We start from the raw sequence: 13,334 nt of genomic DNA, 5'->3' as shown, positions 1-13,334 counted from the left end.
TTGAACTCTTCGGGATATGGCTGCTTTGTCATGGCACCTCCTATTGGGCCTCAGGTTTGAGGCTCGAAGGTGTCTAGTTCAGCCGGGGCGATTCAAGTTGGCCAAGCTGCTCAACGAACACAAGACGCCGCTCATTGAAGACACCATGTACGCAGAGCTTCAATTCAATGAGCCATTGGAGCCCATCGTCAAGGCTTTCGATCCGGGTGGATGGGTGATCGCATGCGGAGGGTTCTCCAAAACACTCTCGCCAGATTTCCGAATTGGTTGGATCGTCGCCGGCCGTTTTAGCCACATTGTCCAGGAGCTGCGCTTCACTTCCAGTGCAGCGGAATCAGTGGTGCTCTGCGAAGCGGTCGGGCAGTTTCTTCAGAGCGGCGGCTATGAGCAGCACCTTCGCAGCCTACGGCGGCTGTACTTCACACAGGTGTCCAAAGTCCGAGGGCTGATCGGACAGTTCTTTCCAACAGGGACGCGCGCAACCCAGCCCATTGGAGGGTTCGTGCTGTGGGTGGAGCTACCGCACACGGTGGACAGCCTGGCTCTATACCACGCTGCTCTGGACCAGGGTGTTGTGATCATGCCTGGCCAGGTCTATTCGAAGGGTTCACGTTATCGTCACTGCATTCGGATCCCGTGTTGCCAAGTCATTGACGACAGCTTCATCGAAGCAGTCCGGAAAGTGGGCCGCACTGCAGCGGAACTGATCCAACGTCATAAGTTGAGGGCATAGAACGCCTCATTGCTTGCACTGTGCAATAGATCGCGGCCTGCCAGATCCTCAGCCTACGTTCGAAGCAAATCGAGCAGATCGTTCGGAAGAATCTGACCGCCCTTCGATCGCACATTCCGGAATCTCCGTAGATGACTTAACCGCTGTCGCATTAGCGGATCTGGGTTCCGACGGCGAAGTCAACCGCACGAGGATGACACTGCGCTGGATGGCTGCCGCTAATTCGTGCACCGCGGAAGGTCCCTTGGAAGCTCCAGCAGCGAGCAGTCCTTGTGCGAAGGCGGAGCCGCGGCCGCCTTAGGCGCCAGTGACCAGGGCGACCGGACCTCGGATCTTCATTCTGAGCTTCGCGGCTGCGCGATTGATGTCCTTCAAACTCATTCCAGGCAGGGTTCAACAGCCCGGCATCCGCGGAAGTCGCAACGTGCATGAAGGACTGGCGCGTTTGGTCGACTGATTGGCGCCTTCGGCGAGTGCACGCACTCGCCCTCGCCGGCACATTGAAGTGCACCGTCATCAAGGAGTACCCATGCCTGTCATCCCATCCACTCGTCCCGAAGCTTCTGCATCCGACGTCCCTGCCGCGTCTCGCCGACATGCCCTCCTGGGCGGCGCCGTGGTGCTGGCGGGCTTGTCCCGTGCTGCACCAGCCGCTGCGAAGGTTGCAGGCGCGGGATCAGCCCTCACGTTGTTCGTTGAAACCGGTGGACGCAAGCTGGCCTACCGATCCGTCGGCAAGGGCAAGCCGATCGTGTTGGCTCACCGCTTTCGCGGTGTGCTTGATCTGTGGGACCCGGCTTTCATCGACGCACTTGCTGCGCAGGGCTTTCAGGTCGTCACATTCGACCATTCCGGCATGGGCCTGTCGACCGGTGAACGCTCCTATAACCCCAGCGCGCTGGTCAAGGATGCCAAGGATCTGATCGATGGCCTGCGCCTCAAGGACGTGGTTATCGGTGGTTGGTCCTTCGGCGGCATCGTGGCGCAGATCTATGTCGCCATGTTCGGCGCCAGCGTCAGCCATGCGGTCCTGATCTCGACAACGCCACCCGGCAAACTCGTCAAAGCAGGCGAGCAACTCTTCTATGACTTGGCAGCGCAGGGACCTGCAACGCTGGAGCAGTACACGACGATGTTCTTCGAACCCAGCGATCAGGCAAGCCGGGCCGCCTCGCAGCGCTCCTTCGAGCGCATCTTTGCCCGCAAGACCGGCCGCAGCCCCGACGTGCCAGTGGAATGGGCCCTGACCCAGGTGCCCCCATCGCCGCCAAACCCCATGTTCCCCTCGGACGAGGTGCTGCAGGCGCTCAAGCACACCAATGTGCCGATCCTGCATCTCGCGGGCGACCATGACCCTTCCGTACCCGTGGAGAACTGGTACGCACTGGGGGGGCAACTGCCTACCCTGAATCTCATCACCTATCCGCGCGCTGGCCATGCTCCACATCACCAGCATCCGGAGATGGCTGCCGCGCAAATCGCCGCCTTTATTCACAACACCCGTAAAGCGTAGTCGTGTTGCACGCGCAGCAGCTTGGGATGAGGGCGCCTTCAACAGTCAGTCGTAGGGGCGCCTGCGCGGCCATCGCCTCTGCGCTCTTTTCCCCCTGGGCCCAGGCCCAGGGGGAAAAGGACCAGCCGCCGCTGACGCATCGCTCGATCGACATGGAGTGGTCGGACGCCTCCCGCGGTCGGCGGGTGCCAGTGAGGCTCTATCTGCCTTTGGGCGATTCGCCCTCGGGCACAGTGCCATTGATGCTCTTTTCTCATGGCATGGGCGGTTCGCGCGGCAACTATGGTTATCTGGGTCGACACTGGGCATCGAACGGCGTAGCCAGCCTCCATGTGCAGCATGTGGGCAGCGACTATTCCGTGTGGGGCGGCAACCCTTTGACGCTGGTGAGCCGCTTGCAGAGCGCGGCCGACGAGACGGAGGCCGTGCACCGGGTCTGCGACCTTCGGTTCGCGCTGGACCACCTGCTGAGCGCCGATCATCCGGTCACCGGCTTGCACATCAATCCCCGGCGCATCGTCGCAGCGGGACACTCATACGGGGCCAATACCACGCTACTCGCCATCGGCGCAAGGGTCCAGCGCAGTGGCCAGTGGCGGTGCTTCCGGGACGGCCGCATCAGCGCAGCTGTCATCTTGTCCGCACCGCCTTTCTATGGCGAGCCGGACCTGCCGGCGATACTTGATCAGGTGGCCATTCCGACGCTGCACGTGACAACAACGGACGACGTGATCTGGATCCCCGGCAAGCATTCGGGGGTCGAAGACAGGGTGGCGGTCTACGACGCCATGCCGGACCGCCGCAAGGCATTGGTGATGTACCAGGGCGGTTCCCACAGCGTCTTCACGGACCGCGCAGGTCCGGGCGGTCCACAACTCAACCAACAGATCAAGGCTGCAACGCGCGAGCTGTCGCTGGCCTTCATGGATCAGACATTCGGCACGGACGGCTCAGCCCTGCAGCGGTGGGATCGCTCATGGCACACGCTGATTGCACGGTCTGCCGGCGTGAGAGGTGCTGCGGGGTGAAGCCGCGGCCGGCACCCGCCGCTTAGTCGCCGCGCGCCGGCTACTGGCTCCGGGCATGCGTGGCTGCGCTGGCATTGCGGTCCTGGACAAATGCTAATACTGAGGGGCACCTACGTGCCAAGCCAGCTCAAGCCAGGTGCCGCAACGCATGTTTCCGCACTCACTGCGCAAATCCCCCTGGCTGAAACCACCGTACAAGGCCGAGGGCGGCAAGTGAGGCATCAGCGGGATAGCAGCTCAGGCTCAGCAGAGTTGCCCTTGGCCGCCGCTTGAGCCAAGCGCACGGCATGCGGTGTGCTGCCGTTCCAGGCCTGGAACGACCGGATGAAGGAGTTCGGATCCTCAAAGCCCAGCAGGAAGGCGATTTCGGCCCCCGACATCAGCGAGTTCTGCAAGTAGTGGTGCGCCAGCGCGTTGCGCAGGTTGTCCAGGGTCTGCTGGAAGCTCGTTCCCTCCTCTTGCAGTCGACGCTGCAGGGTCCGGCTGCTGACTCCGAGCTTGCGGCATACCGCCTGCATCGAGAGACCCCCGGCGGGCAAGGCCTCCAGCAGGGCACTGCGCACGCGGTCAGCGGTTGTCGCGTGCCGGTTCAAGTCCGCAAGTCGCTGGCGCAGCGCGGGCTCGAAAAACGACCACATGCCGTGGTTGGCTGTCAGGAATGGCTGTTTGGCGTCCTCCGCCGAGAACACCAGGGTAGGCACCGGAGCGTCTTCGACCGAGACACCAAAGTAGTCTGCGTAAGCCCGCGCTTCCTGGGCGGATTGCGGGGGCTGTGGCCATCCAACTTGCAGGGGGTACAGCTTGCTGCGGGTGGCGAGCCGCGCCAGTTGGACCAGAAACACCAGCTTGAAGGCCATCAACACCGACGGCGGCGGCATCGCATGATCGAGAAACTCCAGCGCCGCGGTGGTCCTGCGCCCCGTGCGCTCTATGTGCAATGCCATCGGGCCTGCCAGGCGTTTGTACTTGGCCAAGCGGGTCAGGGCGCCGTTCATGTCGTCGCTGCACAGGGCCACGAACAGTTCAGGCTCGAACCAATCGGAGGTCATCCTCTCTGCGAGCCGAAGCGGCACCGGGCCGTCTTCGGGGCGTCCATCTGCCTCGATGGCGGCCCACAGTTTGAAGTACGTCTGAGAATCGAGCCGAGTGCTGGGCCGGGCGAACAGATCTCCGGGCAGCTGTGCTCGTCGCAGCACATTGGCTCCATCCACGCCAGCGTCGTGCATGAGAAGCAGCCAGCCGGGCCAGATCGAAAATGTGCCTGCGTGCGCTGGCCGACCGTCAGGCAGGCTCTGTGGGGATGCTTTCTCTTCTTGCATGACTTCAGTTTACAAGTCTGGCTTTCGGCATGCACCGGCGGAACGCGCCAAGTTGGACGCTGGTGTTGGCGCAATCCGTATGACGATTGGCGCGTTCGGCGAGTGCCGTGGCGCCATGGCTTGGGCAAAGTCGAGCTTGTTCCGAACGCCTTTGCAGCGGGCTTGCAAGCCCCGACTTCCTAACCCAGCAGAAGCCCCCGGCTCTGCAGCCTTCGAAAGCACTGACCATGAAAAAGACTGTATTGATTACCGGCGCCTCTTCAGGGTTTGGCCTGATGGTGGCCACCCATCTGCATCAGCAGGGCTTCAACGTCATCGGCACCAGCCGCGACCCGCAGAAACACACCCGTCTGCCTTTCAAGCTGATTCGTCTGGACATCGACGATGACGCGTCAATCGAGAGCTTCACACGGGAGCTGTTCCGCCTTACACCGCACCTGGATGTCCTGGTGAACAACGCAGGCTACATGGTGACCGGCCTGGCGGAGGAGACAACCCTGGACGCCGCTCGCCAGCAGTTCGAAACCAACTTCTGGGGCACGGTCAAGGTGACGAACGCGCTGCTGCCGCACTTTCGTGCCAAACGCGAAGGCCAGATCATCACCGTCAGCTCCATCGTTGGGCTGATCGGTCCGCCGAACCTGTCTTTCTACACGGCTTCCAAACATGCGGTCCAAGGCTTCTTCAAGTCCCTGCGCTTCGAGCTGAACCCGTTCAACATCAAGGTCAGCATGGTGGAGCCAGTCTGGTTCAAGACCAACCTCGGGAACAACGCTGTCACCGCGACCGGCCAGGCCATCAGCGACTACAACACTTATCGCAAACAGGCCAACGCCGCCACACAGAAGGGACTCGACGAGGCCCAGGCGCCCGACGCGGTGGTTGAGACCATCGCAAAGCTCATCGCCAGCAAGGACCCAAAGTTCAGCAATCCGGTAGGCAAGATGACCGGCATGATCCTGTTCCTGCAGAGCTACGTCCCCAAGATGTTCGAGGGCTCGATCCTCAAAAGCGTCCAAACCGCTGCCTAGTTGCGTTATCAGCAGGAGAAGAGCGATGAAATACTACCTTTGCAAATTCATTCCGCCGCGGCCCGACTTCCTGCCGACACTGTCGGATCAGGAGCGTGACCTCATGAAGCGCCACGGCGACTACATGAACGACTTGCTGGCACAGGGCATCATCGTCGCCCATGGCCCGGTCATGGACCCTGCAGGCGGCTACGGCGTCTCGCTATACCAGATCGCCGACGACCAGGACATCAAGGGCTTCACGTCCGAAGACCCGGTCGTCAAGAATGGCATCGGCCACTACGAGCACTTTGCAATGCCCAGCTTGAAGTCGCGCAGCTGAAGCGGTTTCGAACGTCGAGCGCGCCGTGGCCGTCGCCCATTGAGCCGGGGCCAGGTGCGTACCCATCTGACCAACACTGGCGCAAGTTGCCAGTGGCAGACGCTGATGAGCGTTCACCGGGGATTCCCATGAAGAAATACAAGATCGCAGCATCCCGCGAAGTACGCGTGCATGCCATGGTTCCTGTTGAATGCAACGGAAAGAAGCTGCTTTTGACGCGAACGCCTCAAGGCCTGTCGGTGCTTGATCGCAAGTGCACGCACCTGGGCGCTAACCTTTGCAAGGGAACCATCGAGGAGGGCGCGATAGTGTGCCCTTGGCACGGCGCGCGTTTCAACGCTGCCACCGGCGAGCCCGTGAAAGACGCCAGGATGCTGTTCATTCGCATGAAGGTCAAACCGCTCTCAAGCTACCTTGTCACCGAAGAAGACGGCGACGTATTCGTCACGATGCAGTAGGGCACGCCACAGCGGCGTGTTGGTGAGCGACTCAACACGCCACCCGACGCCATGGCCATAGCGCAAGCGTGCCGCAGCTCGGGGCACCGTGGGCCTGTCTGACGGCAATGAGGCGCGCCTTCACTGGCATGCGTCCGATGCAGAGGCACCCGGCTCGCCGTGGCCAGTCCCTCCTATCTGCGGGATTTTTCATCCATGACCCTTGACCGTCTCAATGCCATGCGGGTATTTTCCCGTGTCGTCGACCAGGGCAGCTTTGCCGGCGCAGCGCGTACTTTCAACATGTCGCCGCCCGTCATCACCCGATTGGTTGCAGAACTTGAAGAGCACCTTGGCACCCGGCTGATCAATCGGACCACCCGTCGGATCGCACTCACAGATGCGGGCGAAAACTATTTGGACCGCGTCCGCCAGATTCTGGCTGATATCGAGGACGCAGAGGCGCAAGCTGGCGTGGCCACCCTGGAGCCGCGCGGCCATCTGAGGTTGCTGATGCCTCCAGCTTTCGCTGTTCATCAGTTGGCCAAAAAGCTGCCTGAGTTTCGACGCCGATTTCCCCATGTCAGCATCGAAGTAGCGGCCACGGGACCTGTGAGCACCGTCGACGATACGTTCGACGTAACCATCATTGCCAGCACACAAGCCTTGAGCGGTGATTTCATTGCCCGACCAATGGCGCTCAGTGAGGTGATCGTCAGTGCTTCGCCGGAGTACCTTGACCGCAGGGGCCGACCGGAGACGCCCAATGATTTGACCGAGCACGACATGATCATTCCGCCCAGTGTGCGTGAGCTGAACTTTCGGCGAAGTGGCGGGACAGAGGCTGTGCCAAGCAGTGACACCGTCAGGCTGGGCATGCTGCGCGGAGCCTTGGGAACCTCTCATGTCGACACCATGTTTGCAGCGGCAATGGCGGGCATGGGCGTTGCTGGGCTTCCATCATTTGTGATCGCGGACGCACTGCACGACAAGGCCCTAGAGCGCGTGCTACCCGGGTGGCACATGCTCACCACGACTCTGTATGCCGCGATGCCTACCCGCAAATACGTGCCGGCACGTACGCGTGCCTTCATGGACTATCTGGTCGAGTCTTTCGACGGCCGGGGTGGTACCGTCGACCCCTGGTTGCGCAGCGGGCTTGCCGGGTAACCGCATGCCGAGCTTCTGCGCATTGTGGGGTCCCTGCTCCGTTAGCTCGTTCCGACTGGCTTGAGGTGTTCTAACCGAACCGCCAAGATGATGACCTCTACACGCTGTTTTTTACTCATCGCCCCGGTTGCCGCCGCGAAAAACAGGACGTGTGCCAATCAATGGGGTCGAGTAGATCGGGAATGAACCTTCGCAGATGGCATGGTCCGCCCGCCTATGCAACTGCTACTGACGTGTAGTCGTCATCCCAGAGCCAGAGTAGCCAGAGGACACGGTTCGGAGAAAGCTCTCGCACGACGGACAGCTATGGGAGCCGGGGCGTGGTGTTTCGCCCGTTCTTTGCAGTGGTCCACTTTTGCACCTTGCTGATCTTGTGGCCGGACCTCCCCAAGATCGCGTAGTCGTTCAACGACTGCGGTTGAGCGGCTGCAACCAGCCTAAAGCTGTCCGATCGCGACTCGTCCACTTGCACGCACTGTCACTCCTTTGCCACACGAACAAGCAACCCGTAGGAAACGGGTAGGGGTGCCGTTGCTCCCAGTTCTTGGGCCGGCAACGATAGGGGAAATTTCTCACCAATTTCCTCCCAATGATTGACCTGAGAAAGCAAGCACTCACAAACAATATGCATTCACCTGGTGGCTAGGTCGCATTGCGGAGCAATCAACACGATTCGCGGCTCTAAGGAGTGGGGCAAAATTCCTGAAATTTGCTTAAAAAGAAGGCAAAGAAGATAGGCAAAACGTCACCAGGAAGAAATTTCCCATTGAAAATCAAATAGTTACGCGATTTCCTCGCACCCTAAAAGTACAAAACTCAATGAGAAAAATACAAAACTCGAGTGGAATCGACAATTTGCGCGGTGCTGCGCGAAGGGGGCAAAGTTTGTGAACAACTTTAAGATAAAACTACGAACAACTTTAAGATAATGAACGTAGGTAACCATGACGTTCACCATTTGAGTCATTTTACATAATATACATCGTATAAAGTCATAGAGCCGCTGCAGAGGCAGCTCCAGGCAGCCTCCGTCTAGCTCACCAGACCCCACCATCACCGCTACCATCAGGCCCATGACCCTCACAGCACCACCATCTCCCACAACACGCTCATCCACCATCCACTTCGGCCACCAGGGTCGTGTCTGCATCGTCACCGGCGGCGCGCAAGGCATCGGCGAAGCTTGCGTGCGGCGGTTTGCGGCCGATGGTGCCAAGCCGGTCATCGTGGATGTGGACGACGCGCGCGGCCAGGCGCTGGCGCAGGAATTGGGCGCGCTGTATGTGCGCTGCGACGTGGGCGACAAGGCGCAGGTCGATGCCCTGGTGGCTCAAGTGCTGGCCGCGCATGGGCGCATCGATGTGCTGGTGAACAATGCCGGCATCTTCAGGGCTGCGGACTTTCTCGATGTGACCGAGGCAGATTTCGACGCTGTGCTGCGGGTCAACCTCAAGGGCTCGTTTCTGGTGGGCCAGGCCGTGGCGCGGGCCATGGTGGCGGCTGGCGGCGGGTCCATCGTCAACATGAGTTCGGTCAACGGCGTGCTGACCATCCCGAGCATTTCCAGCTACAACGTGAGCAAGGGCGGCGTGAACCAGCTCACCCGCGTCATGGCGCTGGCTTTGGCCGACAAGAACATCCGCGTGAACGCCGTCGCGCCCGGCACCATCGCCACCGAGCTGGCCGCCAAGGCCGTGCTCACCAGCGACGAGGCCAAGCAAAAGATCATGAGCCGCACGCCGATGAAGCGGCTGGGCGAGCCGTCGGAAATCGCCGATGTGGTGGCCTGGCTGGCGAGTGACGCGGCCAGTTATGTCACGGGTGAGATCGTGACCGTGGATGGAGGGCGTATGACGCTGAACTACACCGTGCCGGTGTGACGCTAAGAGCCGCAGCGCCAGTAGCTATTAAATCAATAGCTGCTAGCGCAAGCCCAGTGCGCGGTAGGCCCTTTTTTAGTCCAATTCAGCACCGTTCGGGCCTCTGCAGCCTTGTTCAGTTCAGTCCGGCTCAACCCTGCGGCACGCGGCTGAGCAGGCCCGCCATGCTGCGCGGCCAGCCCACCCGGCCGAACCAGGCCCCGCCTGCAATGGCCCATGCGTTGACCAGCCCGTAGAGGACCAGCGCCACGCCCTGCGCGGCGAACACGGCGGTCAGCCCGCCACCCCAGCGCAGGGCCAGCCAACCGCCCGTCACGGCCACCGCCAACCGGGCGATGTTGCCGATCACGGGCCACAACAGGCGCCCTGCCCCTTGCGATGCAAAGTACAGCACCAGGCCCAGGCCGAAGAATCCATACACGGGGCCCACGGTGCGCAGGTACAGCGCGCCAGCCTCCAGCATGGCCGGGTCGCTGTTGAAAAGACGCAGCCATGTGCCCGGAAAGGCGGCCGCCCACAGTCCGATGGCTTCGGCCATGGCAAACGCGATGGCCGCGCCGATCCAGGTGGCGCGCAGGGCCCGCTCGCGCTGGCCGGCGCCGATGCAGGTGCCGACCATGGCCACCAGCGGTGCGCCCAGGCCGAACACCAGCGGCACCAGCAAATACTCCAGCCGCGACGCGGTGCCATAGCCCGCGATGGCCGCGGTGCCGAAACCGCCCACCAGCGCCGTCGTCACGCCGATCGCCAGGTTGGTGGCCACGGTAGATACCGTACCCACCAGGCCCACCCGCAAGATGTCCTTGAACAGCGCCCAGCGAAACCGGATCTGCGCCAACGACGGCCGCAGCAGGCTGCGCGGCGACCACAAATAGGCCGCCAGCACGGCGCTGCCCACGGCGTAGTACGCCATTAGCGCGATGGCGCCGCCTGCAATACCCAGGCCCGGCACCGGGCCCCAGCCAAAGATCAGCAACGGCGACAGCGGCACCAGCACCACCGCGCCCAGCACCGTGACATACGCAGGCACCGCCATGTTGCCGGTACCGCGGATCACGGCCGAGAGCGTATTGAATAGCCAGACCAGAAACGCCCCCGCGAAAACCCAGTTGGAGTAGATCAGCGCAGCCTCCAGCGCGCCGCCGGTGCCACCCATGCGGGTGTACAGCCAGCGCCCTCCTCCCACCACCGCCACCGTGAACACCAGCGCAAACACCGCCGCAATGGCCAGCGCGTGCAGCACCAGCGCATCGGCATCGTCACGCCGGCGCGCCCCCAGCGCCCGCGCAATGGCCGACGCAATGCCCCCGCCCATGGCGCCCGCCGACGTCATCTGCATCAGCATGACCACGGGGAAGACCAGCGCCATGCCCGCCAGCGCATCGGTGCCCAGTTGACCCACGAAATAGGTTTCGATCAGACCCACACCCGCCTGCGCCAGCATCACCAGCACATTGGGCATGGCCAGGCGCAGCAAGGTGGGCGCAATGGGCGCTTCCAGCAGCATGCGGGTGCGTGCGTCGAGCGGCGCGGGCGCGGCTGGCGCCGTGGCTGCGCCGGTCATGAAGCCGCCCCCGGGGTGGCTGCCGCCTGCCTGCGCGGCACCACGATGCGCACGGTGGAAAGCTGCAGTACGTCGCCCTGCTGGTTGCGGGTTTCGCTGCGCACGGTGACCATGCCGCGGTAGGGCTTGGACTTGGACGGCTGGATCTCCAGCACCTCGCTCACCACGTGCAGCACGTCAGTGGCGCGGGTGGGCCGTGGCCAGCTGATTTCTGCCCCGGCGCCGATGATGCCGCCGGCAACCGGCAGGCCCGTGGTCACCTGCAAGCGCATGGTGATGGCCGCTGTGTGCCAGCCGCTGGCGGCCAAGCCGCCGAACAGCGTGGCGCGGCCCGCGGCCTCGTCCAGGTGAAAAGGCTGCGGGTCGAATTGGGTTGCAAACGCCTTGATCTGGGCTTCGTCCATGGCGTGTTCACCGCTGGTGAAGCGGTCGCCCACGGCCAGGTCGTCCAGGTACAGCGGTTGGGGTTGGGCTGGGTCAGTCACTGCGGCGGCTGCCGCCAGAGGTGAAGTCATGGCAGGGTGCTTTCAACGGAGGAACACGTGAAGAAGAAGTGCTGGGACTGGGACCAGGGTCAGGCCGCGGCGGCGGCCGTACGGCGCGCCAGCGGGGCCTCGCGGATGGGCAGATTCACCAGCGCCGCACCTGCAGCCAGGGCGATGTCGATGTACCAGACCCAGTCGTAGCTGCCGGTAGCCTGGAACACGCTGCCGCCCAGGTACGCACCCAAAAATCCGCCGATCTGGTGCGACAGCATCACCACGCCAAACAGCATCGCCATGTTGGCGGTGCCGAACATCTTGGCGACCAGGCCCGCCGTGGGCGGCACGGTGGAGAGGAAGGTCACGCCCATCACCGCCGCAAAAATCAGGACCACCGGCGTCGTCTTGGGCGCGAACAGAAACACCAGCACCGCCAGGCCGCGCACGGCGTACAGCAGCGACAGCAGCGACTTCATGCGCCAGCGCCCCACGGCCCAGCCCATGGCCAGGCTGCCCACGATGTTGAAGAGGCCGATCACGGCCAAGGCCCAGCCGCCCACTTGCGGCGGCAACCCGCACGCCGCAATCACCCCCGGCAGGTGCGTGGCCAGGAAGGCCACATGAAAGCCGCACACCAAGAACCCGATGGCCAGGTAGCGGTAGCTCGGGGTGGCCAGCGCCTGGGCCACGGCCTGGCGGGCGGTCAATGCCTTTTGGCCCGACGCGGCAGCGGCCTGTGCCGCGAGCGCGTTGGAATTGCCCTTGAGTACCCATACCGCTGGCAATGCCAGCAGCACCAGCACACCCAGCCACTGCATGGCGCTGGCCCAGCCCAGTGCGGCGGTCAGGCTGATGGCGATGGGCGCCATGATGAACTGGCCGAAAGAGCCGCCCGCGTTCACGATGCCGGTGGCCAGGCCACGCTGGTGGGCCGGAACCAGGCGCGAGGTGGCGGCCATCAGCACCGACGGCCCCGCCATCCCTGCCCCGCCCGCGGCCAGCACGCCAATGGCGAAGATAAGGCCGGCGGTCGTGGTCATGTAGGGCGTGATGAAAGTGCCCAGCGCCACCAGTGCCACGCCCAGCAGGATCACGCGGCCGGTACCGATGCGGTCGGCCACCGCACCCGAAAAGGGCTGGGTCAGCCCCCACCACAGTTGGCCGAACGCAAACGCCAGGCTGATGCTGCCAATGCCCAGCGCGGTGGAGGTGTTGAGCGCCGACAGGAACAGGCCCATCGTCTGGCGCGTGCCCATGGTCAGTGCAAAGGCACCCGCTGCGGCCAGCAGCACCAGCCACAGGGACAAGGGCAGCGCGGGCGCAGCAGCGCGTGCGGGCCCTGCGGGGGCGGTGTTACGGGTGTCATTGGTCATCGCCGGGCTCCTGGGCGCTGGCCAGCAGGGCCAGGGAATCGTCGACCAAGGCGTGCAGCGCGTTCACCCGCCCTGCCCCCAGGGTGTCGTTGAGCGCCAGTTGCGCGGCCTTCCAGTGGCGCTGGGCCTCGGCGCGTTTATCGCGGCCGGCATCGGTGATGTGCACCAGCCGGCTGCGCGCATCGGCCCCGGCTTCGAGCGTGACCCAGCCGGCATCGACCAGCGGGCGCAGGTTGCGGGTCAGCGTCGAGGCGTCCATCTTCATGGCCGCGGCCAAGTCCCCCGGGCGAATGGGCCCCAGCTTGAGCACATGCGACAGCAGCGAATACTGCGTGGTCTTGAGGCCGCACCGTGCCATCTCGGTGTCGTAGTGCTGCGCCACCCGCCGCATCAGCTGGCGCAGTTTGAAGTTGGTGCAGCCCTGGGGGAGCGCACCGGCGACAGCTTCGGGTGGAGTGATTTCAGCTTGCATGCTATAAATT

Annotated in this window: 13 protein-coding genes; 8 read left to right on the top strand and 5 right to left on the bottom strand. The window is 63.1% G+C overall.

What is annotated here, in order from left to right:
* The first annotated feature begins 97 nt into the window (after nucleotides 1–97).
* The 3 genes from ACIGHN_RS26420 to ACIGHN_RS26410 all read left to right on the top strand — a co-directional run bounded on the left by ACIGHN_RS26420 (nucleotide 98) and on the right by ACIGHN_RS26410 (nucleotide 3,274).
* Nucleotides 98–733 carry an aminotransferase class I/II-fold pyridoxal phosphate-dependent enzyme gene (locus ACIGHN_RS26420; RefSeq protein WP_396507175.1) on the top strand — a complete coding sequence of 212 codons (636 nt, stop codon included), beginning with the start codon at nucleotides 98–100 and terminating at the stop codon, nucleotides 731–733.
* Nucleotides 734–1,262: 529 nt separating this feature from the next.
* Complete coding sequence (locus ACIGHN_RS26415) at nucleotides 1,263–2,246, top strand: alpha/beta fold hydrolase (RefSeq protein ID WP_396507173.1); 984 nt, start codon at nucleotides 1,263–1,265, stop codon at nucleotides 2,244–2,246.
* 233 nt (nucleotides 2,247–2,479) lie between these two features.
* Complete coding sequence (locus tag ACIGHN_RS26410) at nucleotides 2,480–3,274, top strand: alpha/beta hydrolase family protein (protein WP_396507171.1); 795 nt, start codon at nucleotides 2,480–2,482, stop codon at nucleotides 3,272–3,274.
* Between the two features lie 221 nt (nucleotides 3,275–3,495).
* Here ACIGHN_RS26410 and ACIGHN_RS26405 read toward each other — a convergent pair whose 3' ends face one another.
* Nucleotides 3,496–4,593, bottom strand: coding sequence for an AraC family transcriptional regulator ligand-binding domain-containing protein (locus ACIGHN_RS26405; RefSeq protein ID WP_396507170.1), 1,098 nt, complete (start codon nucleotides 4,591–4,593; stop codon nucleotides 3,496–3,498).
* 227 nt (nucleotides 4,594–4,820) lie between these two features.
* On the opposite strand from ACIGHN_RS26405, the gene ACIGHN_RS26400 reads away from it, so the two are divergent.
* From ACIGHN_RS26400 to ACIGHN_RS26380, 5 genes are all read left to right on the top strand, one after another.
* A complete protein-coding gene (locus ACIGHN_RS26400) occupies nucleotides 4,821–5,624 on the top strand; it encodes an SDR family oxidoreductase (RefSeq protein WP_396507168.1) in 804 nt (267 codons plus the stop codon).
* 25 nt (nucleotides 5,625–5,649) lie between these two features.
* A complete protein-coding gene (locus ACIGHN_RS26395) occupies nucleotides 5,650–5,946 on the top strand; it encodes a YciI family protein (RefSeq protein WP_396507166.1) in 297 nt (98 codons plus the stop codon).
* Between the two features lie 128 nt (nucleotides 5,947–6,074).
* Nucleotides 6,075–6,404 carry a Rieske (2Fe-2S) protein gene (locus tag ACIGHN_RS26390; RefSeq protein WP_396507164.1) on the top strand — a complete coding sequence of 110 codons (330 nt, stop codon included), beginning with the start codon at nucleotides 6,075–6,077 and terminating at the stop codon, nucleotides 6,402–6,404.
* Nucleotides 6,405–6,599: 195 nt separating this feature from the next.
* On the top strand, nucleotides 6,600–7,553 hold the full coding sequence (locus ACIGHN_RS26385; protein WP_396507163.1) for a LysR family transcriptional regulator: 954 nt from the start codon (nucleotides 6,600–6,602) through the stop codon (nucleotides 7,551–7,553).
* Between the two features lie 1,073 nt (nucleotides 7,554–8,626).
* On the top strand, nucleotides 8,627–9,433 hold the full coding sequence (locus ACIGHN_RS26380) for an SDR family NAD(P)-dependent oxidoreductase (RefSeq protein WP_396507161.1): 807 nt from the start codon (nucleotides 8,627–8,629) through the stop codon (nucleotides 9,431–9,433).
* A 130-nt stretch (nucleotides 9,434–9,563) separates the two neighbouring features.
* Here the strand turns inward: ACIGHN_RS26380 and ACIGHN_RS26375 are convergent, their stop codons facing one another.
* From ACIGHN_RS26375 to ACIGHN_RS26360, 4 genes are read right to left on the bottom strand one after another with little or no spacing between them, the layout of a single operon-like run.
* On the bottom strand, nucleotides 9,564–10,997 hold the full coding sequence (locus ACIGHN_RS26375; RefSeq protein WP_396507159.1) for an MATE family efflux transporter: 1,434 nt from the start codon (nucleotides 10,995–10,997) through the stop codon (nucleotides 9,564–9,566).
* Nucleotides 10,994–11,512: a MaoC family dehydratase gene (locus tag ACIGHN_RS26370; protein ID WP_396507157.1), complete on the bottom strand. Its 519-nt coding sequence runs from the start codon at nucleotides 11,510–11,512 to the stop codon at nucleotides 10,994–10,996. Before ACIGHN_RS26370 ends, ACIGHN_RS26375 begins: the two co-directional genes overlap by 4 nt.
* 59 nt (nucleotides 11,513–11,571) lie before the next feature.
* Nucleotides 11,572–12,852 carry an MFS transporter gene (locus ACIGHN_RS26365; protein ID WP_396507156.1) on the bottom strand — a complete coding sequence of 427 codons (1,281 nt, stop codon included), beginning with the start codon at nucleotides 12,850–12,852 and terminating at the stop codon, nucleotides 11,572–11,574.
* Complete coding sequence (locus tag ACIGHN_RS26360; protein ID WP_056412097.1) at nucleotides 12,842–13,324, bottom strand: MarR family winged helix-turn-helix transcriptional regulator; 483 nt, start codon at nucleotides 13,322–13,324, stop codon at nucleotides 12,842–12,844. Before ACIGHN_RS26360 ends, ACIGHN_RS26365 begins: the two co-directional genes overlap by 11 nt.
* Nucleotides 13,325–13,334 lie beyond the last annotated feature (10 nt).

The sequence above is a fragment of the Acidovorax sp. NPDC077693 genome, assembly GCF_044542805.1.
Taxonomy (GTDB): Bacteria; Pseudomonadota; Gammaproteobacteria; order Burkholderiales; family Burkholderiaceae_C; genus Acidovorax.
This window is presented reverse-complemented; position numbering and strand designations above follow the sequence as displayed.